Raw genomic sequence first — 23,423 nt, 5'->3', positions numbered from 1 at the left:
TTGCCATTTGTCATTCTATCTGTATCCATCCGTGTGCATCCGTGTGCATCTGTGTTCGTCATTACTTATTCTTCCAGCTTCCCCACAATCTGAAAAAACTCGACCACCGATAAACACCGATTCACACCGATAATCCATCCGTGTGCAAGCGAGTTGGACTTTTTCGCAGTTATGGGTTGCGATCGCACCCTGCATTTCGCTAGGATCTGTAGGCTTATTGGCTATAAGCAAAAGCTTGTTGGGGAAAAAGCTACACTATATTGTGAACTATCTTGCTGAAACCCCAAGAGATTGAGATTTTAAAGGCAACAACAGAAAAAAGAAAAACAATGGCAAAACGTATACAGTTAGTTTTAACTCAGGATGTCAGCAAATTGGGTAAATCCGGCGACTTAGTAGAAGTAGCTCCTGGCTATGCTCGCAATTATTTACTCCCCAAAAGTTTGGCAACCTTTGCCACTCCTGGTATTCTCAAGCAAGTAGAACGCCGTCGAGAAGTAGAACGCCAACGACAATTAGAACTCAAGCAACAAGCACAAGAGCAAAAAGCAACGCTGGAAAAAGCAGGTAGCTTCAGCATTGCTAAACAAGTTGGTGAAAAAGAAGCTATTTTTGGTACTGTCACCAGTCAAGATGTAGCCGATATCATCCAACAAACCACCGGACTGGAAATAGATCGGCGTGGTATTACCATACCTGATATTAGCAGGTTGGGTACTTATGAAGCAGAAATTAAGCTCCACAGTGAAGTAACTGCAAAAGTCAACATTGAAGTTGTAGCCAGCTAGAATCAGTGATCAGTTATCAGCGAGTAGTGATAACTGATAATTGCACAACACATCTGTTCTCATGTATTTGTGGTGTGAAGACGTTGCAATGCAACGTCTTTGTACATTTAACATGTAAAAGAAATTTTGGACTATAAGGGAATGTAGTCACAATTAATCTAATATCTAAAATTTTATATGTCTATGTCTGAAGAACTAAATTTTCAAGGAATAGGCAATGATCGTCTACCTCCGCAAAATATTGAGGTGGAAGAAGCGATATTAGGGGGGATTTTGCTCGATCCAGAAGCGATTGGTAGGGTAAGCGATCGCCTAGTTCCAGAAGCATTTTATATTAGCGCTCATAAAGATATCTACCAAGCGGCAATTGTACTCCACAATCAAGGTAAACCTACAGATTTGCTCTCACTCACAAGTTGGTTGGCTGACAACGACTTACTAAACCGTGTTGGGGGTAGAAATAAATTAGCAACGCTTGTAGACCGCACAGTTTCAGCGATTAATATCGACGCCTTAGCCTCATTGGTAATGGAAAAATATATGCGGCGTCAGTTAATTAAAGCTGGTAATGAAATTGTGCAATTGGGTTATCAAACGGAAAGCGAATTACCTCAAATTCTCGATCAAGCAGAACAAAAAATCTTCGCCGTTACTCAAGAACGTCCTCAGTCTGGTTTAGTCCACATTTCTGATAGCCTGGTTAATGCTTTTCAAGAAATAGAAACTCGCCATCAAGGTGTAGCTTTACCAGGTATTCCCTGTGGATTTTATGATTTAGATGCCATGACTAGCGGTTTTCAGCGTTCAGATTTAATCATTGTTGCTGGCAGACCGTCAATGGGGAAAACCGCATTCTGCTTGAACCTTGGTTATAACGTCGCCGCTTTATATAAACTACCAGTTGCGATTTTTAGCTTAGAAATGTCTAAAGAACAACTGGTACAGCGATTAATAGCTAGTGAAGCAGAAATAGAATCTAGTTATTTGCGGAGTGGACGCATCAGTCAAGCCCAATGGGAACCTCTCAGTCGTGCGATCGGCTTACTTTCAGAGATGCCAATTTTTATTGATGATACGCCGAATATTACAGTTACAGAAATGCGTTCTCAGGCACGACGTTTGCAAGCCGAATTAGGTTCAGAACTAGGATTAATTATTATAGATTACTTGCAATTAATGGAAGGAGCAGGGGACAACCGCGTACAAGAATTGTCTAGAATTACTCGTAGTATTAAAAGTTTGGCTCGTGAATTATCTGTACCAGTAATTGCCTTATCTCAGTTGAGTCGAGGAGTGGAAGCACGTACAAATAAGCGTCCCATGATGTCTGATTTGAGAGAAAGCGGCTCGATTGAACAAGACGCGGATTTAGTAATCATGTTGTACAGGGATGAATACTATAATCCCGACACTCCTGATCGAGGTATTGCAGAAGTTAATATTGCCAAACATAGAAATGGCCCTACTGGAACTATTAAACTTTTATTTGATCCGCAATTTACAAAGTTTAAAAATTTAGCTAGACCAAATTATTAATAGTTAGTAGTTGATTGTTGTTTGTTGTTTGAAAAAATCAACAACCAACAACCAACCATCAAAGATCAACTATCAACTAACTTTTAACAACTCCACATCAAAAATCAGGGTGGCGTTGGGAGGAATGACACCGCCAGCACCACGAGCACCATAACCTAATTCTGAAGGGATGATTAACTTACGCCGTCCGCCGACTTTCATAGTACTAAGTCCTTCATCCCAACCTTTGATCACTTGTCCCTGGCCAATCTTAAACTTGAATGGTTGATTGCGATCGCGTGAACTATCAAACTTCTTACCGTTTTCGAGTGTACCAGTGTAGTGAACTGTAACCGTTTGCCCTGGTTCAGGAGTCGCCCCAGTCCCCTCTTCTAAATCTACGTACTTTAACCCAGAAGGCGTGGTAACAACATTAGCATCAGACATAGGAGCGCTCGCAATCAGAGTATTGTTTTCAATAACAGTAGTGGGTGCTGGTGTACTGTCTGTGACTTGGGCAGCGATCGCAGACTCTTGCTTACCACTGCCAATTTGAGCTACCACCAAAACCACAACACAAATCAGCATGAAACCCACGCTGAGTAAAATCGCTTTCAAAATTAACCCTCCCTACTTAAGCTGGTTTTAAAATTTAGCATAACTAGTAGGATAAAATTCAGTGTAAATCAGAAAGCGCCCCTAAATAGAATATTAGATTTTAGATTTTGGATTACAAAATTGTTAATAGCACAATTAACCATTAGCTATTAGCGCCAGAGCTTATTTTCTAAATCTCGTACTTGACGCTCTAATCGGTCAATTCTACCCCGCAATTCATCTACTTCTGACTGGCGTGCAACGCCTAAGTCTTGCATCATATTCCGCATTTGTCGTTGCATATTTGCTTCCCAGTTGCCCTGCTCAGACTTTAACTGGTTTACCATATCATCCATTACTGCTTTAGCTTGCTCAGGATCGAGTTTGCCATCTTTGACTAACTGATCACTCACTTGTTTCATTTTCTCTGCTACCAAGGATGTTGTACCAATACCAAGTATTAATAGCTGCTGCATCCAGTTGTTGCTGTCCATACCTAATCCCTATTAATTTTTATCTCACCAGAAACAATAACCTTACTTTTGCATCTAGCCAGAAACCAATGCCGCAAGGATAATTATCAAGGTCGGGTGATGTGAAAGCCTTACTTTTAAAAGTGAATGGTTCAAACAGCACATCACCCAGTAATTGGTAATTGGGAAGATTGCAAACAAGTTTTACCCATTACCCATTACCTATTAGCCATTACCGGGACAACCCCGCTACCAAAACATGGGCGAATTCCCCAAAATTTAATCGGGGTGTCCCCTCAATCTAGACTATAGCTCTATTGTGACAAACCTACACGGGGATTAAAAGGAGTGATTATCGAACTGCTGCGGGTGAAAGTACCACCTGAACATCGGGAACAATACATCCAAAAGGACGCCGAAATTTGGACAGCAGCACTTGCTCGTTATCCTGGTTTCCTCGGTAAAGAAGTTTGGATTAATCCTAATGACACTGGAGAGATTATTTTAGTAGTGCAGTGGGCGACAAGGGAGGAATGGAAAGCCATTCCCCAAGCTGAAGTAGATGCTATAGACCAAAAGTTTAATCAAGAATTAGGATTTCAGTCTGAGATCGTAGAGTTTTGTGAGTACCAGGTACGGAAATTTCCTAGAAAGAGTGAGGTTTGAGGATCACCCCTCTGTTAAGAAGCATCATAAATCTTCTAATACCAATTCAAAAAATATTTAAGAGCAATTTTAAGGGATAAGATCCTCGACTTCTCTAAGAAGTCGGGGATCTACTTTCTTTGACTTTTTTATCAACGTCGTCAAAATGCGATCGCATCTGATCAAAATATATGATTGAACTGTCGATCAGGAATTCAAACCACAATAAAAAATCAATGAATGACGAACACAGATGAACACAGATGCACACAGATAATTCATCTGTGTGCATCTGTGTGTATCGGTGTTCGCTTTCCCAAAAATTTTTATCTTTAACCAATCTCAAATATGGAAATTGCCTGTAATTTTGAATCCTGCCCAATAATAGGGATGACTATAAACTTTTGTATCTGCCGCCATTTGACTAGTTCTATACAGTTCTGATGCTAAATGGGTTTTAATTCTTAATCCCTCTGAAGGCATTTGCTTTAACAAATCTTCATACCATTGTCTCAGTTCTGCAGCAGTTAATTCCTTTAGCCATAATATGGCTTCACCTAAAGCGAGAGCAGGTGATATATTTTGTTGGATTCTTTGGTAAAACTCTATCATTACCAAAGTACTAGCTGGTGATTCTACAGTCCAGAGATTACTAACAATATGAGGAATTTTTAGACTCAGCAGAAAGTTTAATAAGTCACTACATTCAGTAGTTATAGTTTGAGGACAAGCTGTTGTAGTTTTGATATTGCACAAGGTAACTAGTTTGTAGTTTGCCAGTTGATGAATATCAAGTTCTGCAAGAGTGATTTTCTCTTGATTTGCTAATACTAATTCTGAGGCACACGGCTGGCTATAATTAGGAATTACCTGCCCCAAAAAGTGAAACATGTTGTAATCTTTTTGTAGAGAATTGATGACAAACTCTTTAGTAGCCCGTGCTTCTTGAATGCATTGAGAATGAGTAAATATTTGGCTTATTACTTCAGCTTCTACCTTAGCAAGTTTGAGTTTCGATGAACCTGTAGCTTGTTCAACATATAACAGCAGCTTTTCATCTGTTTTTTCTATAGCTTTGGAATTTAAAGATAAACCCATCTGAACACTTGGTAGGTAGGTAATTGTGAAATGAGAAGATACATTTAAGGATTCTTCCTCACTCGCACAGTTGAGATAGAAAAGCGCATGAAGAGGTAATTTGTGCAAATCGCGGTGGGGAATCAAAATCAATTGGTTAATGTCTTCAAGTTCTTGCACAATCGCAGAAATATTGAGAATTTTTTTGAGTTGTAGCAGTTTGCGTTCAATGTCCGAGTCCCAAGCATACTTGCTTCGGCTTTGTTCTTCTTCACCGAGACTAGAATATCCTTGATATTTTTGATGCCATTGTTCTATCCAATCTTCAAATGCACTTAAACGTGCAACTGCTTCCGGTACAGGCAACTCATCAATTGAGGCAAAATTAAGTATTGGTGTAAAAATGGGTATAGGTTCAGGGGATTTGTATTTAATAACAAAAGTGCGTAATGTACAAGGGCTAATATGCCAGTAAATTATTGCTGTTTTGGGATTAAGTAGTTGGTGAATTTCGTTGTAACTGGGTGAGAAAATTTGCTCACGCCAACCAGAAAATAGCCAAGTGAAACAAGCATTTTTGCCGTATTCGGCAATTTCCCAACCTTGTGCTAACTCTCCAAATTGTATGGCTATATCAACAGCCAACTGCCATAAACCCACAAATTTCAAAGCCAGTTGCTTTTTATCTTCGTTGCTGCGAGTCGGTTCTTCTAACAGACTTTGCAATAAATCGGTAGCACGCTTTTGGTATTGGTGGGCTAGTTTTGTTTCTCCTAAAACAACCAAGGTTTTAATGAGATTTTGTAGAGTCTCTAAATGCAACAGAGGAAAGGTTTGATCTGTCAGGGTAGTCAGTGCATTTTCATAAGCAGCAACAGCTTCTAGCCAATAATGACGGGGTACAGGATGTCTTTTACCTCGATCATAATGAGCATTACCAATTGCTAAATGTAATCTACCCCAACCTTCAGGATGGGTGTTTGGGCTAAGATATTTAAGTCCCTCTTGATAACTGGCCAATTTTCCTTCATAGCCACGTTCGTTGAGAGCATGATTATCGGCTGCGATACTACTCAATACAGGCGATCGCCATTCCACCATAATTGCGTTTCCAGCAGCGCTACCCCGACCTAGCCAAGCTTCCCAGTAATCTGGTTTAATTTTTAAACTGCCATCATAGGAGATAATCGCTTCTTCATATTGCCCTAAATAAAATTGCGCTACACCCCGATTGTACCAAGCAAGATAAAAGTCGCTTTCGATTTCTATGGCTTTGTCGTAAGAGGCGATCGCTTCTTCTCGGCGTCCTAAATTGTCCAACGCTACACCCCGGTTAAACCAAGTTAAATAAAAATTAGGGTTAATTGCTATGGCTTTATCCCATGAGGCTATCGCTTCTTCCCAATTTCCTAAACTGGCTAAGATGACGCCTCGATCAATCCAAGCTTCGTGGAAGTTGGGTTGAATTTGTGTAGATCGATCATAGGCGGCGATCGCTTCTTGGATGTTACCTAATTTTTCCTGGACACCAGCCAATCCATACCAAGCTTGGTAACATTCAGGGTTGATTTGAATTGCTTGATGATAATTGGCGATCGCTTCTTCCCAGTCGCCGATGTTAAATAATGCTACCCCTCGCTTGTACCACGCTAAATCAAACTCGGGATGATACTCAAGGGCTTGAGCGTAACAGGCGATCGCATCATGATTTTGCCCGGCTTCTGCTAAAGCAGTCCCCCGAAAATACCAGATTTCTGGATCGTGGGGTTGTAGTTGTAATGAAGCGTCAAAACTAGCAATAGCTTCAGATAACTGTCCTAGCTTTAGTTGTACTAGCCCTCGTCCAGACCAAGCTTCGTGATAGTCGTGTTTCAATTTTAAAGCTTCATCAAATGAGGCGATCGCTTCGGTAAAATTTCCTAACTCACTCAGGGCTGCGCCTCTGTTGTACCAGCCTTTATAAAAATCAGGTTTAATTCCAATCGCCCGATCATAAGAGGCGATCGCTTCTGGGAAATTTCCTAAATAAAATAGCGTTAAACCCCGGTTAAACCAATATTCATAAGCATCGGGTTTTAATTCTACGCTCTTATTGTAATATGTCAACGCTCCTGCCAAATCACCTATTTTAGCCTGTTGTAGACCTTCGTAAAACCATGCCTCTGCTTGGACACTATTGCCATTTGATTCATCGCTCAGTGCTTCAATAATCGCATGGGTATCGGTGGTTTGAATTCCCAACCCCACAGCTAATTGTTGTACTAAATTAGTACTCTGCTCTAACCTCAGCAATAGATCATCCAGTGAAGTTTCTACAATTGGCGGTGAGTTTTGCCAAGTTTCTTCTAATGCTGTAGCTGCAAGACTTTCTCTGACCCAACTTTCTTCTTCGTATTCTTGCCAAGGAGTATCCTCTTTTACCACATCTAAAGGTGGAACAAAATGATCGAGTGTTTTGCTTACTACACCATCTTCTTGGTACTCCCATAAAAGTTCCCCAAGATTGCGTATCAAATCTATCCCTGGAGTTGCCGATACAGGTGTGGGTATAGTATTTTCCTCATGCTGATTCGGCAGATTTGCGGGTAATTCTGCTTGTGGTAAAGGAATAGAGTTAGGTTTCGACTCTAGGGTTTCAAAGTCTATTGCCAAATCTTCTACATCAGTTTGCCAATATTCTCCACCTAAATTCCGTGTTAACAGGCGTATACCAATATCGTAGGCCAGGTCTCCGACTGTTCCAATCCTCAATTCACCTAATTGCACCATCCTTTCTGCCAGGTGATTATTGGGTGCAGGTGAAGATAGTAATTTTTCACCGAAGTTTAACAGCCACTCTATCCAGCGATCTGTACTGATACGATTTTCCATCCGTTGCAGATACTTGATCGCCCAGTGCTGTCCTCGCGCCTGATACACACCTTCTAGCAGTTGGGTGAACAAAAATTCCAGATCTGCGTCCGTCAGTTCTGGTAGCTGCTGTTCCACCTGATACCCCGCTACAGCCTTGCTATAAGCAGTCTGCTTTCTGCCATAGGGGGACTTCCATAACCTTTTTAGCCAATCTACTAGCCACTTGAGCATTTCAGGGACTCTTGGATGCTTTTCATATAGATTTTAGCGATCGATGTTTAAAAAAACTCATCAATTACGTAAAAACTCGTTATATTGTTACATAAAAAAATGCTAAATTTATCACAAAACATCTAACTAATTCTACAGTAAGACACTGGTCTAAAATTTATAGCGATTATCTCAGTGATGGTCAAGTGCCTTGTATACATAATTTGACACTCTCTCTTGAAAATGGGTGTGGAAGTGTAATACCGTTTCACCATAAATCTGATGCACTTGGCGAACTCGAAGACAAGGCAGAGAATTTGTATCAATAATTTGGTGAAATGGTCTAAGGGTGCAGGAGTGATAGTTTAAGTTGCGATTAGCTAACTAGAATAAGGCTTTTAAACTGTTAAATTTTACATCTTGCAAGAGTTGCAACAGCTAGGAGGCTGAGGCTTCAAACCCTTGTTAGCAGTAACATGAACAAGAAATTCTGGCTCTTGTTGATCTTGGTGCAAGACTTCCATGAGCAGAGTTGACAATCAAGCAATTAAAATTCCTTTTTACTCCTTCTACCTTTTGCCTTTCCAGACAGTTAGCAGAACTTATAACTGTGAACTCAAGTTCACGGCTTGATGCAAGATGTAAGGTATCAGACTATTCATAGTTGACGTTGTGTTACCTTAGTATTACTTGCAAAGCTAAACTCTTGAAAAATTGAGAGGAAATCATTATCGTAGTCCAAAAACAATTAATTAACTCCCAAATCAAGTCTCCTCAAGTCTTGTTGATTGATCATGAGAATAACAATCGTGGTCTTGTTGACACCCGTGAAGCTCTAGAGCTAGCCCAGAGTGTAGATCTTGACCTAGTTGTAGTCTCTCAAGACAAAGATACTCCTGTGGCGAAGATTCTCAACTATGGTAAGCTTCAGTATCAAAAGAAAAAACGTCAAAGCCAGAGTGCTAGACCCACGGTCAAGGAAGTACGATTCCGTCCAAATGTGGGTGCGGCTGACTACAATTTACGTATTAGCCAAGCGACTCAGTGGTTGAGTAAAGGTGATTCAGTAAAATTTGCCATTCGTTTAAGAGGTCGAGAACATCAATATCGTGATCAAGCTGGAAAATTACTAGACCGTATTGTCAATGATCTTACTTCAGTGGGTAAAGTCCAGTCGCTTGATAAACGTTCACTAATTCTTCAAGTCATTCCTGCCTAAATTTATCTTTTAACAATCTCGTTAGAAAGTCCCTCAATGAAGAAATTGAAGTGAAAGAGGGTCTAATAATATTCAATGAGCCAGACGACCAATCCACAAATCAAAATTTTTTCTAGTGGAATGGGCCTCTGGCTTGTTATCATTTAGATGATAGAATTGATAGCTGAAGACTGATAACTATTTAAAGCCAGTCTCGATAAGCTGAAATTTCATTGACACTAATTTCAAAAGGCATCCCTTTACCAAAGGGAGGATAGACGCGAAGATTGGCGTTATTGTTAAATTTTTCTAACTTGCTTCCTAGTTGGGGAATATTATTGACTATATGCCAGTAGGTGACTATATCTGGGCAGTCAATTACTAATTTCAGACTACCGTCTTTGGTCGTGAGATACCACTGACAACTAGATAATAATACTTGTGTGATGCGATCGCACGCTTGAAAAAAGCACGCACCTATTGACTGTTCTAGTTCCAGATACAACATTCTATCCTGTGGCGTCACCTCGTTGGGTGGCATGTCATCTGGAGGCAAGAAGGGTTTCTTCATGATATTAGCCCTTGATTCAAAATTTGTTGGTGGTTAGTAGATAGTAGTTAGTAGTCAATTTTTCCCACTAACCACTAACAACTAACAACTAACCACTAACCCTTTTCAGACATAACTTCGCACTTCTTGGTTGTAGCGGGTTAAACTTTCGAGATTTTTTTGCCAATCAAAAGCTGAGGGTTTAAGTGCCAGTGCATCTATATTTAATTCGTCCTGAAATCTTTTGATTTTGTCGCGACAAGTTGCTACGTCACCAATAATTGAGTTCTCAATCAGGTAGTCTTCTTCAAAACAAATATTGTGGCGATCAAAAGGCTTTTGATGCTGGTTGCCGTGATTTTGATTTTGCATCACGACAGCAGCATTGGCTTGCATTTTTTGGCTAAATTTGCGGATAAAAGGTAAAGCCTCACTCACTGCCTGATCATAGGTTTTAGCAACAAAAAAGAAGCGTGCCAACATCAGTTTCTCAGAACCACTGGAATTTAATGTCCGATATTTGATAACAGTGTTTTTCAATCTCTCTAGGGAAAAGGGTGGCCCCCCCATTAAACCAAAAGAATGTTTGGCGGCAAAGGTTATCCCCTCGTCATCACCACTGGCAATATACACAGGTATCTGTTTCTGCAAAGGTTTGGGGAAAATTGTGATGCGATCGCAATGATAGTAATTCCCCTGAAAGGATACATCTGTTTCGTACAAAAGTTTATGAATTAATGTCATCGCCTCTAAAGCTTTGGCACGAGATTCACCCATAGGTGTGGCAAAATGCCTATTGTGTTCAGGGAAAGGTCCGCCTTTGGCTATGCCAAAAGCTAGTCGTCCACCACTGAGGTGATCGAGTGTGGCAATGTCTTCTGCTACCTGGATGGGGTTGTGAAATGCCAATAATACCGCCGCCGAACCTAAGCGAATTTTGGAAGTCACGCCCGCTAAGTGTGCCATCAATACCAAGATTGAGGGACTGAGATTGAATTCGTTAAAGTGATGTTCTGTTACCCAAGCTTCATCAAAACCTAAACTTTCGCAGTGTTTTACCATCGCAACTTGTTCAGTAATGGCGCGATGGGCGTCTTGATGATAGTTTTCATAATTGCAGAAAATTCCAGTTCTCATTGCGATCGCTATTATTCAGACATTGCTACCCAATGCAAATCTAACCACAAGCGCGGATCTGCTTGCTTGATTTTCGACATGGGATCACGTAACAGTCGCGAGGCATTCAGGAAGACTACCTGAACTAACCCCATGTTCTCTGCTAAATCTCGGAGCACTTCTTTGTGGGCTTGCACACGGGGCATCATTTCGCCAGGACAATAAATCCCTATGTAGCGCAAACGTTTGGGAGGTCGTCCCCAATAATTGGTGATGACTTTGACATAACAGTCATCTAACAATTCTCCGACTTTGGGGTAATATTTTTTGACGATCCTCACATATTCTTTGGATAATATATCTTCTCTAATCATGACAAAACCTATTGCAATCAGGCAAGAGTCAGAATTAGGGATGAAGAATGAAATTTAATACTTCATGCTTCATTCTTAATATGCTTTCAATTGGTCAATTAAGTCAGCAACCATGCCCTATTTTTTAGGGTTTATCACATTATTAATATAGCATGATTTAGTCGTGTAAATATGACCAAATCATAGAATAAATAATAAAATATATTAAATTTATAATTAAAAAATATAATTTTTTAATTACCAATTCATCATCAAATAAAAGTTTGTAGTGAAATTAGCAAAAATCACTACAAACCTAACAACACACAAGCAATGTATAAAAATTTTATTTTTATTTCTACCTGCTAACGAAAATTACGCTCTGACACTAATACTTCAGCTACCAAACTTGGTAATTCTGTCAGATCAGCATATCCTTCTGAACCATGAATTGGAGATATAAATGTATAATCTGGATCACATTCTCCTGTGTCATAAACTTGCACATACCACCGATCAGGAAATCCCTCTACAGCTATTTCTACAATGTACCAACTCATGCCAATCAAACGAGAATTAACAATGACAAACCACTCTCTATTTGCTTCTAAAACGTTCCACTCAGCCATGAGAAACTCTAAAGCGATTTGTCCTGCGTCAGTTGCAGTTAATAACATCTTTACTCCTTATTTGGAACATCAGGAATTTCAGGATATAACCCTAACTGCTTAGATAATTCACGGGCAACATGAATCAAAAACTTTGCTCCATCATCATTGCCTTGATGTGCAAATACAGCTGCAACTTGTAACATTGTTTGTATTAAACCGGCATCAAGTAATTCTGGCTGAGTTTCCAAAACTTCTGGTTCCTGACCATTAGGACAGCTAAGTAACTGATCAATCAAATCAAAGTATAGATTTTGGCGTTCTTCTGTCATTGTCATAAATTTATTATGTATTGCTTATTGCTCAATGCTTTCCTGCCATAATTTTTCCAACATTTCCACTTGTTGTTGAAAAATTCCAGCCCGATAAACTAGATACCTGTCGTATAAAAAAAAGAATATTCCCAAAACTATAGGGAATAACAAAAAGAACCATTTCAATAAATCAACAACTTTATATATTTGAGTGTAAGTGAGCAAAATATGTAGAAAATTAGTATCAAATATTTTGATTTTATTTGTATCATGGGCAAACTTTTGACATTCTTGCTCAGGAGTTAACAAATCAGTATGTTGGCTACTAATAATACGAAATACACCTGTTTGCATTTGTTCTACTTTACAGGTTAAATGCTGTATTTCGACTAGCTGCATATGTTGTTCAAAAACCAAACTCAATACTACTAGCTCAGGTGAAAGCACTATCAAAGTCAGTAAGCAAACTATAAAAAACTTAGACATTTGTAGTCTCATTTTGGCTCTCCCTTGCTAGGTAGTATGCACCCCGTGAGACAGTATCTTTTTGTCTGAATTGACCCTGTGGAGTAATTAAGGTATGAACACCCAAAAGTTAAGCCCAATCAGTTAACAGTTATCAGTGAACATATAAATGTGAAAACTGATAATCACAAGAAAGTAAACAATCACTATTGTTTAACAAGCCGAATTTTTACCAGAGAACTTACACATTCCAAGCCACTCATATATTAGTTCATCTACTTTACATTTGTGAGGGCTTAAGAAGTCCCCCCTTTGCAGGGGGGGTAGAGGGGAATCTCTGCGTAAATCCTATATGTTTTATAGCAGCTGCCTTAGCCGAGAAGAGCTGTTTGCAGCCGGATCAAGATTATTAAATTAATTAAGTTTGTACTCAAAGCTAATAATTGCCATTTAATCAGTGTTTAAAAAATATTTTGGGGGATGGGTGCTAGTATTTTGAGGTATAGGGACTCGCATTTTCCAGATAGGGTACTGGCATTGATGTACTCAGTCAGCAATTTGTAGAATTCAAAGGTCGAAAGTCAAAATTCAAAAGAGAAAATTATAATTTCACTTCTATAGATAGTACTCATTCTGAAATTATTGAAAAAATTGCCAAATTTTAGTAAGAGAAAAGTCAGAGTTTCAAGAAAAAATAGCTAAGTAAATATACACTTAATTAACATTAATAAAGATAAAAAAATATATAATATCATTTTTTAATGATTTTCAGAGAAAAGCTTTAAATTATCATTAAAAATTACAGAAATCAACTAAATTCTCTTTTAAGATTGTTTGGTTGTTGATGGTTAGTGGTTAGTTGTTTACTCCCCACTGCCCCTAATCCCCAGTGGGGGCCCCGAGTTCCCCATCACCCCATCACCCCCATTCCCCAACAAGGAGTTTTATTCGTGCGAATTGCCCGTGACGTGACTGAATTAATTGGACGCACGCCATTAGTCCAGCTGAATAAAATTCCCCAAACAGAGGGATGTGTGGGCAGAATTGTTATTAAGTTGGAAGGAATGAACCCGGCTGCTTCCGTAAAAGATCGGATTGCTGCGAGTATGATTACAGCAGCAGAAACTGCTGGATTAATTGAACCAGGAAAAAGTATTTTAGTAGAACCAACATCCGGAAATACGGGAATAGGATTAGCAATGGTGGCGGCGGCGCGTGGTTATCGTTTAATTTTGACTATGCCCGAAACCATGAGTATAGAACGACGAGCCATGTTAAAAGCTTATGGTGCAACTGTAGAATTAACACCAGGAACAGAAGGAATGCGGGGAGCAATTCGCAAAGCCGAAGAAATCGTGGTTAACACTCCCAATGCTTACATGCTGCAACAGTTTCGCAACCCAGCTAACCCCAAAATTCACCGCGAAACCACAGCTGAAGAAATTTGGACAGACACAGATGGACAAGTAGACATTGTCGTCGCTGGGGTGGGTACTGGTGGAACAATTACGGGCATAGCTGAAGTTATAAAAGCACGTAAACCAAGTTTCCAAGCGATCGCAGTTGAACCCCAAAATAGCCCTGTACTTTCTGGTGGACAACCAGGATCACATAAAATTCAAGGTATTGGCGCAGGATTTATCCCTGAAGTTCTCCGTACAGACTTAATAGATGAAGTGATCGCAGTCAGTGATGAACAAGCGATCGCATTTGGGCGACGTTTGGCGAGGGAAGAGGGCTTGTTATCGGGTATATCTTCGGGTGCAAATTTGTGTGCAGCAATACAAGTAGCGAAACGACGGGAGAATGCACAAAAGTTGATTGTGGTGATTCAGCCTTCCTTTGGAGAGCGTTATTTGAGTACACCGATGTTTCAGAATTGGTAATTGGGGATTACTTAACCCTCTGTTAAGAAGCAAGACCCAGGGAAGAAGTCAGACGGCATTTGTACCTGCTCAAAAAGTGTAGATTGCTGGATCACGATCCCATGCTATTTCCATTGCATAGAGAACCTTGCTACAAACAACAAAACTTGTAAAGATACGTAAAGCTAAAAAAAGAAACTTAATGGCAATGGGCAGAGTGCAACGCTGAACGTCACCCACTGCGGTAGTCTAGATGAAGTGAATTTATCTCTGCCCTTTGACATAATTGGTTTATGACATCAGTGGTTTCCAGTCCGAGCCGTACAATCCGCATTGGTTCTCGTAAAAGCCAACTTGCTCTAATTCAAACTTATTGGGTACAAGAACAACTACAAAAAAGCTTTCCCGATATTACTTTTGAAGTCCACACTATGGCCACCCACGGCGACAAAATCTTGGATGTGGCATTAGCCAAGATAGGTGATAAAGGACTGTTTACCAAGGAACTCGAACTGGGAATGATCAATCAGGAGATTGACTTTGCTGTTCATTCTCTCAAGGATCTGCCGACTCGCTTACCAGAGGGTTTAGTTCTAGCAGCAATTACAGAACGGGAAAATCCCGCCGATGCGCTTGTGGTGCATGAAAAGCACAAAGACAAGCAAATTGACACCCTGCCAGAGGGAGCGGTGATTGGTACATCTTCTCTGCGTCGCCTAGCACAGTTACGCCATCGCTATCCCCATTTCACATTTAAAGATGTGCGTGGTAACTTGAACACACGCATGGCCAAGCTAGACGCTGGTGAGTACGACGCTTTGATTTTGGCAGTAGCTGGATTGCAGCGTTTAGGAATGGGCGATCGCATTCATCAAGTTCTCCCCAAAGAAGTTTCTCTACATGCTGTTGGTCAAGGTGCATTGGGCATCGAATGCCGTGCTGAAGATACAGAACTGATATCCCTGCTCAAAGCCATCGAACACCCCGAAACACGCGATCGCTGTCTAGCGGAACGCGCTTTCTTGCGGGAACTAGAAGGTGGTTGCCAAGTTCCTATCGGTGTAAACACTGAAGTAAAGGATAATAATTTGACTTTAACAGGAATTGTCGCCAGTGTCGATGGTCAAAAAGTGGTCAAAGACACCATTTCTGGCGCGACCAAAGACGCAGAACAGCTGGGTATAGAACTAGCACAACGGATGCGGGGACAAGGAGCGCAGGAAATTTTAGATCAAATCTTTGCTGAAATCCAGCGTGGTTCTTAAATCAGTGAACAGTGATTCAGTTATCAGTGATTAGTCAACAGTTACATCTGAATGTAAATCCACACTGCATTCAGATGACTAAATGCACACGAATCATCTATCTATGTGTATCTGTGTTCATCAGTGTCCATCGGTGGTCGATTTCTCAAACATAAAACTTGTTGTGTTTTGAACTCAGATTAGGCATCAGTTAGAAAAATGACAACTGGTAACTGATAACTGTTATTGTGGTGATATTAAGAAAAATTACAGTTGCTAAGCAGGTCCACCAAATTTGGCTGACAGTTTAGCAAGGAAAATTTGAATACCTAGGCAAATTCGGGGAAGCAAAAATTACCATGCGGATTCTATTTGTTGCAGCAGAAGCAGCTCCGGTTGCAAAAGTTGGCGGAATGGGTGATGTCGTTGGAGCATTACCTAAAGTCCTGAAAAAAATGGGGCATGACGTGCGGATTTTCTTGCCTTACTACGGCTTTCTGCCAGACAAAATGGAGATTCCCAAAGACCCCATTTGGCATGGATATGCCATGTTCCAGGACTTTTTCGTTTACGAAAGTGTTCTCCCTGGTACTGATGTGCCATTGTATCTATTTGGACATCCGGCTTTCTGGCCCCGTCGCATCTATGCTGGAGAAGATGAACACTGGCGGTTTACTTTGTTTGCCAATGGTGCTGCTGAGTTTTGCTGGAATTACTGGAAGCCAGAAATTGTTCATTGTCACGACTGGCACACAGGTATGATTCCTGTTTGGATGCACCAGTCTCCTGATATCACTAGTGTGTTTACAATTCATAATCTGGCGTATCAAGGTCCGTGGCGCTGGTATTTGGAAAAAATAACTTGGTGTCCCTGGTATATGCAAGGACACAACACAATGGCTGCTGCGGTGCAATACGCCGACAGAGTGACTACTGTTTCCCCGACTTATGCTGAACAAATCAAGACGCCCACCTACGGTGAGACTTTAGAAGGTTTAATGTCTTTTATCAGTGGGAAATTATCGGGGATTGTCAATGGCATTGATACTGAAGTTTACGATCCCGCAACTGACAAATACATTGCCCAAAACTTTACCAGCGACACCCTAGAAAAGCGCAAAGCCAATAAAGTTGCTTTACAAGAAGAAGTAGGGCTAGAAGTCAATTCGAGTGCCTTTTTAGTGGGGATGGTGACACGCCTAGTAGAACAAAAAGGTATTGATTTAGTGTTGAATATTCTGGATCGGTTTATGTCTTATACCGATGCCCAGTTTATTATATTGGGTACAGGCGATCGCTACTACGAAAGCCAATTGTGGCAGATGGCATCCCGCTTCCCCGGACGGATGAAAACTTATTTACTTTATAATGATGCCCTAGCCCGTCGTATCTATGCTGGTTCTGATGCTTTCTTAATGCCTAGCCGTTTTGAACCCTGCGGTATTAGCCAAATGATGGCTTTACGCTATGGTTCTGTACCCATTGTCCGTCGTACCGGAGGATTAGTGGACACCGTATCGCACCATGTCCCCATCCATCATAGCGGTACTGGTTATTGTTTTGACCGCTATGAGCCGTTGGATTTATTCACTTGTATGGTTCGCGCTTGGGAAGGCTTCCAATACAAAGATTACTGGCAAGATTTACAAAAACGTGGCATGGGTCAGGATTTTAGTTGGTATCGCTCAGCTAAACAGTATGACAAACTGTATCGGTCGATACTTGGCTTGCCGGAAGCAGAGGAACATAAAGAACCTGAAACGGAACAACCTGGTTTGATTTTGAAATCTTGATCGAAAATAGAGATTTACTGAATTAAGAGGGGACATTAGTTATCTAATCCTGCTCCTCTTTTAAAGATTGCAGTTTCTTAAGTGCCTCTTCTACATGACCTTTAAAGTTGAATTGAGAGTTGAAAATGTGCTGTACAATTCCATTTTGATCAATCACGTAGGTGACACGACCAGGAAGAAGACCAAGAGTCGTCGGGACACCATATAGTTTGCGAACTTGGTTACTTGTGTCACTTAATAATATGAAGGGCAGCTGGTGCTTGTTCGCAAATTTTTGGTGAGACTCTGGGGAGTCGCCACTAATGCCAATAACCTCAGCACCAGCATCCTGGAAGACTTCATACTGATCTCTGAAGGCACATGACTCTGCTGTACATCCTGGCGTATCGTCCTTCGGATAGAAATAAAGAACGACACATTTGCGACCGCGATAATTACTGATGCTAACTAATGAACCAGACTGGGAGGGCAGAGTAAAATCGGGAGCAATATCTCCAACTTTGACTGACATATGTGTTGAGCAAAAAAACTTAATATATATGACCAATATTTAATTATCCGAGTTTACTGTATCACTGCCAAGAAACTGGTTCGTTCTCGCAAAAGAAAGTTGTCAACTAGCACGATAAGCGAGGCGCAGACTTTGTACAAGAATAATCAGAGATGCGATCGCCATTAAAGTTCCCCAAAACCAGTAAGGTAAAAGTAATTGTTGCTGAATTTGAGCTGTATCGGATAAACCTAATGGGCCTGCACTGTAGCTAAATAAATAATCGAGTTGCTGATATGTACTCACACAAGCTTGTACACCCAAAAATTGCACAGTAAATCCCTGTAACCAGCGTGGTGCTTTCAAACCAGTACCCAGAATACTTAAACCCAGTAAAGGAATTGCCACTAACCCAAATAGGGATCTGACCCAAATTACCGTTGATAGCAGTAAAAAACCACCTAATATTTTTAAACTCCACGAAGCAGTTTTAAAATTGCGAGAAGCCAAGATTAAAGCCGCACCAGCAATAGGTGGCCCCATGGGGCCAGCTGCTGCAACTACAACACGACTAAGAGAACCTAGGAATAATCCACCGTTGTAGCTATAATATGCGACACCAGATCCATTGGAAAAAATCAGTAATTGTTGAAAATTACCGCCCAGAATTAAGGCCATCAAGCCATGACCCATTTCATGAAACCAAGTCGCTAGGATAGTAAACGGGTATAAAATATAATTCCCTGCCGGAACTTGCCACAGAATTATGGTCGCGATCGCTGCTCCTATTAGCCAGGTAAGCCCCATGCGTTCAACCTCTGGTGGAGCTTCGTTAGCTAATAGGGATTGATTTTCTTTTTTTGATTCCCTCATGGGTTATCCGATTTTAGATTTTAGATTTTGGATTTTGGATTTTGCCCACTAATAGAGTTTTTAAAAGTCGTCCACCTCAAATGTTGAAGTTGCTTTTTTATCTATCTTAGCTGCTTGGTGGAAGTGGAGATGGGGTGATGGGGAGTAAGTATTAAACAACTAACAACTAACAACTAACCACTAACCATTCACCTTTTCCTGGGTAAACTTTCAATTTCTTGATCTGATTTTTCTCCAATCTCTGTTTCTCTTTCTGCATTTACGAGGGTTGGCAAGCAACGCTGGGACTTGCTAGCTGGTGTGGTTGTCGTTATTCCTAAACGAATTTGAATTTGCGGTCCAGAACGAGCAAGGCGGAGGATGACTCCATCGGTAACTGGTACTCTCACAATTGCTTTCCCATCGACATAAGTTCCGTTCGCACCTAAATTGAGGACTTCCCAGCCATTGTTTACTCGTCTTAATTCTATATGGCGACGGGAAACCACAGCACTATACAGAACAACATGGTTATCCGCCGCTCGTCCGATCAAAATGGCTGGTTCGTCGTCTGCAAAAGTCCAACTTTGGGCTGGAACGGGTTGTAGTGGGTGCAAGAGGATAAGTGTAATCACGCGCTAGGCTTGTATCAATTCTCCTCCACTATAACTGAGCATTTAGGAGATTTGAAATATGAATGTCACTAGATCTCCTTTACCTAAACTGATGCGATCGCCTGGTCTCAAACGATGCCTGTTTCCAGGTAATAAGGGCAAATTATTGATGTATGTGCCGTTAGAACTGCCTACATCTTCTATATAATAAGCATCTCCCTCAACACGAATATCTGAGTGTATCCGTGAAACAATTTCTGAGTTGGGAAAGCCAGAAACATCCACGTCAGGCGGAATCCGGTCATTAGGCTTACCGATATGAATTACAGACAGATTCTGTGGCAACTCAATTTGCCTATCTGTTTGGACATGGACAAGCCGGGCAGTTACTTGCTGTAATTGCGTTCTAGCAGGTGATGGTGCTACAGGTTGTGCTGGTGGCGGAGGTGGTGGCGTGGGTTGTGGTGCTGGTTCACTTTCACTTGCTAGTACTGGACTCTCTTGTTCTACAGCTACTGGTGGCGGGGCTGCAACGGTTGGAGGTGGTACAGCAACTGGTGGTTCTGGGGGTGCTGGTGGTGGAGACGGGCTAGTTTCCTCAGCATGAAAAGCTGGAATTGGAGGTGGTGGTGGACTGCTTTCTACTGAAGGAACTGAAGGAAATGCTACAGCCGTTGGTGGCAAAGGTGGTGAGTCAGGCGTGGTATAGCTGCCAGATCCACTCACTGATGCAGGTTGTGGTTGTACAAGTGGATCAGGTGAAACTAACGGTTGGACTTCCACTGGAATATCAGGTGCTACAGTTGCTGCTACTGGCGTGACAGTACCTGTACGCAGGTGATAGCCACACTGCCCGCAAAAAGAAGCATCTGCCTGCACGGTTGCCCCACAACTAGGACAGTTAGTAGTCGCTGGTAAGGGGGTATAGCAAGCTTCACACTGGGTAGCGCCATCAGGGTTGTGGTGATTGCAGTTAGGGCAGACGATCATGGAAATTAAACCTTTGTTTTAGGTCATCGTACAATAGTGCTGGCAAGCAGAGGCACAACTCTAGCTTCCGATTTTAACAATTACTTTTGAAGGCATGAGGCAGAGAGCAGGAGGCTCAGTTGGCAGAAGGATAAATTAATTTTTAATCCTTCATAATTCATAATTCATAATTTAATTTCATCACCTGCTGCTGCATCCAGTAGCCACCAAAGTTCTCCTTGAGGTTGAATGAGACGGGATGGATAAGTAGAGTTATCAGCTTCTGGTGCGAAAACTTGGGTAAGGGCTGGTTTTTTGTTCGCGCCAGCAACTACGAAAATAACGCATCTAGCCGCATTAATAAATGGATAGGTAAAGGTAATACGAGGATTACCATCTTTGTTGCCTACAGTAATTAAGCGATCGCGTACTTTTAGTGCTTCTGTGTGCGGGAACAAAGAAGCAGTATGGGCATCATCGCCCATACCCAGCAAAATCACATCCAAAGCCGGAAATTCTCCAGGTTGACAATTAAAAAACTCTTGCAGTTCCTTTTCGTACTTAGCCGCAGATACTGTTGGATCACCTTCAGTTGTGGGTACAGCATGAATGTTTGCTGCTGGTATATCCACACGATCTAACCAAGCACGACGTGCCATACCTTCATTACTATCTGGATGATCCGGCGGAACGTAACGCTCATCCCCCCAAAAGACATGAATTTTATCCCAAGGGAGATTTTGGGTAGCGATCGCTTCATACAATGGTTTGGGTGTACTGCCGCCAGATAGGGCGATGGTAAATTTTCCTCGCTGTGCAATAGCAGCGTTAGTTTGCGAGAGGATTAATTCTTGAGCCCGCGCTATTAACGCTTTTTGATCTGGTAAAACCTCAATTTTTCTTGTCATCGCTTCCTCATCAATAATAGGCGATATCCAGCATTACATAGCGAAATTACTCACCTCGTGAAGTCAATAGTCAATGGTCATTTGTCAAAACTCTAGACAATTGACACTTGAGTCTGGACATTAAACTTCTTGAAGGGTTTAACACTTGTTTATTCAAACCAATTACGGCAATTTAATAAAATCTTGCCGAATCTTAATAAAAATCATCAGTAACAATGACAGTTATCAGCTATCAGTTTTTTAATTGTTCACTGTTAACTGTTCACTGATTTTCTTATCCTTGATATATTTGATGCCAATCAGGGATCGCTTGTCGTTGGGCAGCTAATAAATTTTGAATTCCTTTTTCAGCAAAATCTAGAAGCTGATTCAACTGGGAACGGCTAAAACAGCCTTCTTCCGCAGTTCCTTGAGCTTCAATAATTCCTAAATGCTCATTCATCACCACGTTAAAATCTACTGTAGCGGCAACATCTTCAACGTAGTTTAAATCTAAAAAAGGCTCTCCCTTTAATAAGCCTACAGAAACAGCTGCCACTTGTCCAACAAGGGGCGATCGCTCTAAAACCCCTTGCTGCAATAATTTAGAAATTGCATGTGCAAGAGCAACAAAACCGCCTGTAATCGCTGTGGTTCTGGTGCCTGCATCTGCTTGTAAAACATCCGCATCCACAGTCAGCGTACGTTCTCCCAGTAATTCTAAATCTACTGCTGCTCGTAGACTACGTCCGATTAAACGTTGGATTTCCTGAGTCCGTCCAGATAATTTCAAAAATTCTCGTTCTTGTCTTTGGTGAGTAGCAGTTGGTAACATACGGTACTCAGCAGTAAGCCAACCTTTGCCAGTACCAGCAAGAAACTTAGGGACTCCTTCAATCACACTGACAGTACACAGCACCTTCGTCTCGCCAGCTATTGCCAAAACCGAACCACAGGCAAAGCGAGTAAAGTCTTGATGAAAGGTAACGGGACGGAGTTCGTAAGGTTGCCGACCGTCTGGACGCTGCCAAACCATTGCAGTAGCCTCAAATTTTATAAGACACTGCCTTCAGAGTATCCTTTCAGGTCACACTTTGAATAAATTTAAACAACTATCTAAGAATTGGGGTGGTGGGGAGAATAAATAGTGACAAATGACCACTAACCACTGATGTAGAGACGCGATGTTCCTCGCGTCTCTACCTACTAACAATCAACCACTAACTTAACAAACAGAAAGCAGATTCATAATACTGTGTAACACCATTTCTGGTGATTGGTCGCCGTTAATGGTTAGGAGGCGGCGGCGACGGTCGTAATATTCCAAGATCGGAATGGTGCGATCGTAAAATAACTCAACGCGACGTTGGACAATTTCTGGTTGATCATCTGGAAGAGAACGTCCTAAAGCACGGCTCACCATAACAGCTTGTGGTACTTGTAGATAAATTGCCCAAGTTAATTGTTGTCCTAATTGATCCAACAAAAAATCTAATTCTTCTGCTTGAAAGGCTGTACGAGGATAACCTTCTAACACCCAACCACGTTTAGCATCAGGCTGCTTGAGTTGAGTCAGGATAAATTCAATAATCACCTCATCTGGTACTAACTCCCCTGTTGCCATGTATGGTTGTGCAAAGCGACCCAAGTTGGTAAAGTTAGCAATTGCTTGACGCAATAGCTCACCTGTTGCGATCAAAGGAATTTCTAATTGACTACATAGCTTTTGCGCTTGAGTACTTTTCCCAGATCCTGAACCTCCCACAATCACTAATCTCACAACACTAAACTCCTGGTCTTGTCAATTTCACAACTGTCTAAGTCTGTTTTGCTGAGTTAAAAGAAAATTTAATATCTGAAAAATTCCGGAATTTTTCAGATTATTTAGCGATTTACCTAAATTTCTTCCTTTGATTGAAATTGGAAATTATGTGTTTTAATTTTTAC

General features: G+C 41.1%; 24 protein-coding genes. 7 read left to right on the top strand and 17 right to left on the bottom strand.

Annotation, left to right across the window (positions count from 1 at the left end; genetic code table 11):
- Nucleotides 1–15: 15 nt before the first annotated feature.
- The gene (locus tag UYK_RS26440) at nt 16–231 is read right to left on the bottom strand and encodes a hypothetical protein (protein ID WP_146003489.1); all 216 of its coding nucleotides are present in this window, start codon (nt 229–231) and stop codon (nt 16–18) included.
- Nucleotides 232–329: 98 nt separating this feature from the next.
- Between UYK_RS26440 and rplI the strand changes: the two genes are divergently transcribed.
- Both rplI and dnaB read left to right on the top strand, forming a co-directional pair.
- Complete coding sequence (rplI, locus tag UYK_RS0123345) at nt 330–788, top strand: 50S ribosomal protein L9 (RefSeq protein ID WP_009456550.1); 459 nt, start codon at nt 330–332, stop codon at nt 786–788.
- Nucleotides 789–971: 183 nt separating this feature from the next.
- A complete protein-coding gene (gene dnaB / locus UYK_RS0123340; protein WP_016872253.1) occupies nt 972–2,324 on the top strand; it encodes a replicative DNA helicase in 1,353 nt (450 codons plus the stop codon).
- Nucleotides 2,325–2,396: 72 nt separating this feature from the next.
- On the opposite strand, the gene UYK_RS0123335 is transcribed toward dnaB, so the two are convergent.
- Together UYK_RS0123335 and UYK_RS0123330 are read right to left on the bottom strand one after the other, a co-directional pair.
- Nucleotides 2,397–2,921, bottom strand: coding sequence for an FKBP-type peptidyl-prolyl cis-trans isomerase (locus tag UYK_RS0123335; protein WP_009456565.1), 525 nt, complete (start codon nt 2,919–2,921; stop codon nt 2,397–2,399).
- A gap of 149 nt (nt 2,922–3,070) precedes the next feature.
- Nucleotides 3,071–3,394, bottom strand: a complete 324-nt coding sequence (locus UYK_RS0123330) for a phasin family protein (RefSeq protein WP_009456566.1) — start codon at nt 3,392–3,394, stop codon at nt 3,071–3,073.
- 327 nt (nt 3,395–3,721) lie between these two features.
- On the opposite strand from UYK_RS0123330, the gene UYK_RS0123320 reads away from it, so the two are divergent.
- Nucleotides 3,722–4,039: a TIGR03792 family protein gene (locus tag UYK_RS0123320; RefSeq protein WP_009456567.1), complete on the top strand. Its 318-nt coding sequence runs from the start codon at nt 3,722–3,724 to the stop codon at nt 4,037–4,039.
- A gap of 321 nt (nt 4,040–4,360) precedes the next feature.
- Here the strand turns inward: UYK_RS0123320 and UYK_RS0123315 are convergent, their stop codons facing one another.
- Nucleotides 4,361–8,179, bottom strand: a complete 3,819-nt coding sequence (locus UYK_RS0123315) for a CHAT domain-containing protein (RefSeq protein ID WP_009456568.1) — start codon at nt 8,177–8,179, stop codon at nt 4,361–4,363.
- Nucleotides 8,180–8,882: 703 nt separating this feature from the next.
- Here UYK_RS0123315 and infC point away from each other — a divergent pair.
- Nucleotides 8,883–9,377, top strand: a complete 495-nt coding sequence (infC, locus tag UYK_RS0123310; protein ID WP_083819804.1) for a translation initiation factor IF-3 — start codon at nt 8,883–8,885, stop codon at nt 9,375–9,377.
- Between the two features lie 181 nt (nt 9,378–9,558).
- Here infC and UYK_RS0123305 read toward each other — a convergent pair whose 3' ends face one another.
- The 6 genes from UYK_RS0123305 to UYK_RS0123280 form a co-directional block, all read right to left on the bottom strand.
- Complete coding sequence (locus tag UYK_RS0123305) at nt 9,559–9,927, bottom strand: hypothetical protein (protein WP_009456570.1); 369 nt, start codon at nt 9,925–9,927, stop codon at nt 9,559–9,561.
- Nucleotides 9,928–10,032: 105 nt separating this feature from the next.
- The gene (locus UYK_RS0123300) at nt 10,033–11,043 is read right to left on the bottom strand and encodes an LLM class flavin-dependent oxidoreductase (RefSeq protein ID WP_009456572.1); all 1,011 of its coding nucleotides are present in this window, start codon (nt 11,041–11,043) and stop codon (nt 10,033–10,035) included.
- An 11-nt stretch (nt 11,044–11,054) separates the two neighbouring features.
- Nucleotides 11,055–11,396: a hypothetical protein gene (locus UYK_RS0123295; protein ID WP_009456574.1), complete on the bottom strand. Its 342-nt coding sequence runs from the start codon at nt 11,394–11,396 to the stop codon at nt 11,055–11,057.
- A 344-nt stretch (nt 11,397–11,740) separates the two neighbouring features.
- Nucleotides 11,741–12,052, bottom strand: coding sequence for a hypothetical protein (locus UYK_RS0123290; protein WP_009456576.1), 312 nt, complete (start codon nt 12,050–12,052; stop codon nt 11,741–11,743).
- Nucleotides 12,053–12,054: 2 nt separating this feature from the next.
- Nucleotides 12,055–12,321, bottom strand: coding sequence for a hypothetical protein (locus tag UYK_RS0123285; protein ID WP_009456578.1), 267 nt, complete (start codon nt 12,319–12,321; stop codon nt 12,055–12,057).
- 18 nt (nt 12,322–12,339) lie between these two features.
- Nucleotides 12,340–12,795 (bottom strand): hypothetical protein, encoded by a 456-nt coding sequence (locus UYK_RS0123280; RefSeq protein WP_009456580.1) that lies wholly within the window; start codon nt 12,793–12,795, stop codon nt 12,340–12,342.
- Nucleotides 12,796–13,712: 917 nt separating this feature from the next.
- Between UYK_RS0123280 and cysK the strand changes: the two genes are divergently transcribed.
- The 3 genes from cysK (at nt 13,713) to glgA (ending at nt 17,664) form a co-directional block, all read left to right on the top strand.
- A complete protein-coding gene (gene cysK / locus UYK_RS0123275) occupies nt 13,713–14,648 on the top strand; it encodes a cysteine synthase A (protein ID WP_026086572.1) in 936 nt (311 codons plus the stop codon).
- A 272-nt stretch (nt 14,649–14,920) separates the two neighbouring features.
- The gene (hemC, locus tag UYK_RS0123265) at nt 14,921–15,892 is read left to right on the top strand and encodes a hydroxymethylbilane synthase (RefSeq protein WP_009456585.1); all 972 of its coding nucleotides are present in this window, start codon (nt 14,921–14,923) and stop codon (nt 15,890–15,892) included.
- A gap of 338 nt (nt 15,893–16,230) precedes the next feature.
- Nucleotides 16,231–17,664: a glycogen synthase GlgA gene (gene glgA, locus UYK_RS0123260; protein WP_009456587.1), complete on the top strand. Its 1,434-nt coding sequence runs from the start codon at nt 16,231–16,233 to the stop codon at nt 17,662–17,664.
- A 43-nt stretch (nt 17,665–17,707) separates the two neighbouring features.
- Here the strand turns inward: glgA and UYK_RS0123255 are convergent, their stop codons facing one another.
- From UYK_RS0123255 to UYK_RS0123225, 7 genes are all read right to left on the bottom strand, one after another.
- Nucleotides 17,708–18,175, bottom strand: coding sequence for a peroxiredoxin (locus UYK_RS0123255; RefSeq protein ID WP_009456589.1), 468 nt, complete (start codon nt 18,173–18,175; stop codon nt 17,708–17,710).
- A 102-nt stretch (nt 18,176–18,277) separates the two neighbouring features.
- Complete coding sequence (locus UYK_RS0123250) at nt 18,278–19,027, bottom strand: M50 family metallopeptidase (protein ID WP_009456591.1); 750 nt, start codon at nt 19,025–19,027, stop codon at nt 18,278–18,280.
- Between the two features lie 188 nt (nt 19,028–19,215).
- Nucleotides 19,216–19,641 (bottom strand): FHA domain-containing protein, encoded by a 426-nt coding sequence (locus UYK_RS0123245; RefSeq protein ID WP_009456593.1) that lies wholly within the window; start codon nt 19,639–19,641, stop codon nt 19,216–19,218.
- 42 nt (nt 19,642–19,683) lie between these two features.
- Nucleotides 19,684–20,610: an FHA domain-containing protein gene (locus UYK_RS0123240; RefSeq protein ID WP_009456594.1), complete on the bottom strand. Its 927-nt coding sequence runs from the start codon at nt 20,608–20,610 to the stop codon at nt 19,684–19,686.
- 164 nt (nt 20,611–20,774) lie between these two features.
- Nucleotides 20,775–21,497 (bottom strand): 6-phosphogluconolactonase, encoded by a 723-nt coding sequence (gene pgl, locus UYK_RS0123235; protein ID WP_009456595.1) that lies wholly within the window; start codon nt 21,495–21,497, stop codon nt 20,775–20,777.
- Between the two features lie 274 nt (nt 21,498–21,771).
- A complete protein-coding gene (rph, locus tag UYK_RS0123230) occupies nt 21,772–22,512 on the bottom strand; it encodes a ribonuclease PH (protein WP_009456596.1) in 741 nt (246 codons plus the stop codon).
- Between the two features lie 189 nt (nt 22,513–22,701).
- On the bottom strand, nt 22,702–23,256 hold the full coding sequence (locus tag UYK_RS0123225; RefSeq protein ID WP_009456598.1) for an adenylate kinase family protein: 555 nt from the start codon (nt 23,254–23,256) through the stop codon (nt 22,702–22,704).
- Nucleotides 23,257–23,423: the final 167 nt, after the last annotated feature.

This window comes from Fischerella thermalis PCC 7521 (genome assembly GCF_000317225.1).
GTDB lineage: Bacteria > Cyanobacteriota > Cyanobacteriia > Cyanobacteriales > Nostocaceae > Fischerella > Fischerella thermalis.
The sequence above is the reverse complement of the archived record's forward strand: the minus strand, read 5'-3'. Positions and strand labels throughout refer to the sequence as shown.

What these genes read in the sequence shown, in the direction of transcription:
- rplI (WP_009456550.1), top strand. Translation starts at nt 330, where the DNA reads ATGGCAAAACGTATACAGTTAGTTTTAACTCAGGATGTCAGCAAATTG.
- dnaB (WP_016872253.1), top strand. Translation starts at nt 972, where the DNA reads ATGTCTGAAGAACTAAATTTTCAAGGAATAGGCAATGATCGTCTACCT.
- UYK_RS0123330 (WP_009456566.1), bottom strand. Translation starts at nt 3,394, where the DNA reads ATGGACAGCAACAACTGGATGCAGCAGCTATTAATACTTGGTATTGGT.
- UYK_RS0123315 (WP_009456568.1), bottom strand. Translation starts at nt 8,179, where the DNA reads ATGCTCAAGTGGCTAGTAGATTGGCTAAAAAGGTTATGGAAGTCCCCC.
- UYK_RS0123305 (WP_009456570.1), bottom strand. Translation starts at nt 9,927, where the DNA reads ATGAAGAAACCCTTCTTGCCTCCAGATGACATGCCACCCAACGAGGTG.
- UYK_RS0123300 (WP_009456572.1), bottom strand. Translation starts at nt 11,043, where the DNA reads ATGAGAACTGGAATTTTCTGCAATTATGAAAACTATCATCAAGACGCC.
- UYK_RS0123295 (WP_009456574.1), bottom strand. Translation starts at nt 11,396, where the DNA reads ATGATTAGAGAAGATATATTATCCAAAGAATATGTGAGGATCGTCAAA.
- UYK_RS0123290 (WP_009456576.1), bottom strand. Translation starts at nt 12,052, where the DNA reads ATGTTATTAACTGCAACTGACGCAGGACAAATCGCTTTAGAGTTTCTC.
- UYK_RS0123285 (WP_009456578.1), bottom strand. Translation starts at nt 12,321, where the DNA reads ATGACAATGACAGAAGAACGCCAAAATCTATACTTTGATTTGATTGAT.
- UYK_RS0123280 (WP_009456580.1), bottom strand. Translation starts at nt 12,795, where the DNA reads ATGAGACTACAAATGTCTAAGTTTTTTATAGTTTGCTTACTGACTTTG.
- hemC (WP_009456585.1), top strand. Translation starts at nt 14,921, where the DNA reads ATGACATCAGTGGTTTCCAGTCCGAGCCGTACAATCCGCATTGGTTCT.
- glgA (WP_009456587.1), top strand. Translation starts at nt 16,231, where the DNA reads ATGCGGATTCTATTTGTTGCAGCAGAAGCAGCTCCGGTTGCAAAAGTT.
- UYK_RS0123255 (WP_009456589.1), bottom strand. Translation starts at nt 18,175, where the DNA reads ATGTCAGTCAAAGTTGGAGATATTGCTCCCGATTTTACTCTGCCCTCC.
- UYK_RS0123250 (WP_009456591.1), bottom strand. Translation starts at nt 19,027, where the DNA reads ATGAGGGAATCAAAAAAAGAAAATCAATCCCTATTAGCTAACGAAGCT.
- UYK_RS0123240 (WP_009456594.1), bottom strand. Translation starts at nt 20,610, where the DNA reads ATGATCGTCTGCCCTAACTGCAATCACCACAACCCTGATGGCGCTACC.
- pgl (WP_009456595.1), bottom strand. Translation starts at nt 21,497, where the DNA reads ATGACAAGAAAAATTGAGGTTTTACCAGATCAAAAAGCGTTAATAGCG.
- rph (WP_009456596.1), bottom strand. Translation starts at nt 22,512, where the DNA reads ATGGTTTGGCAGCGTCCAGACGGTCGGCAACCTTACGAACTCCGTCCC.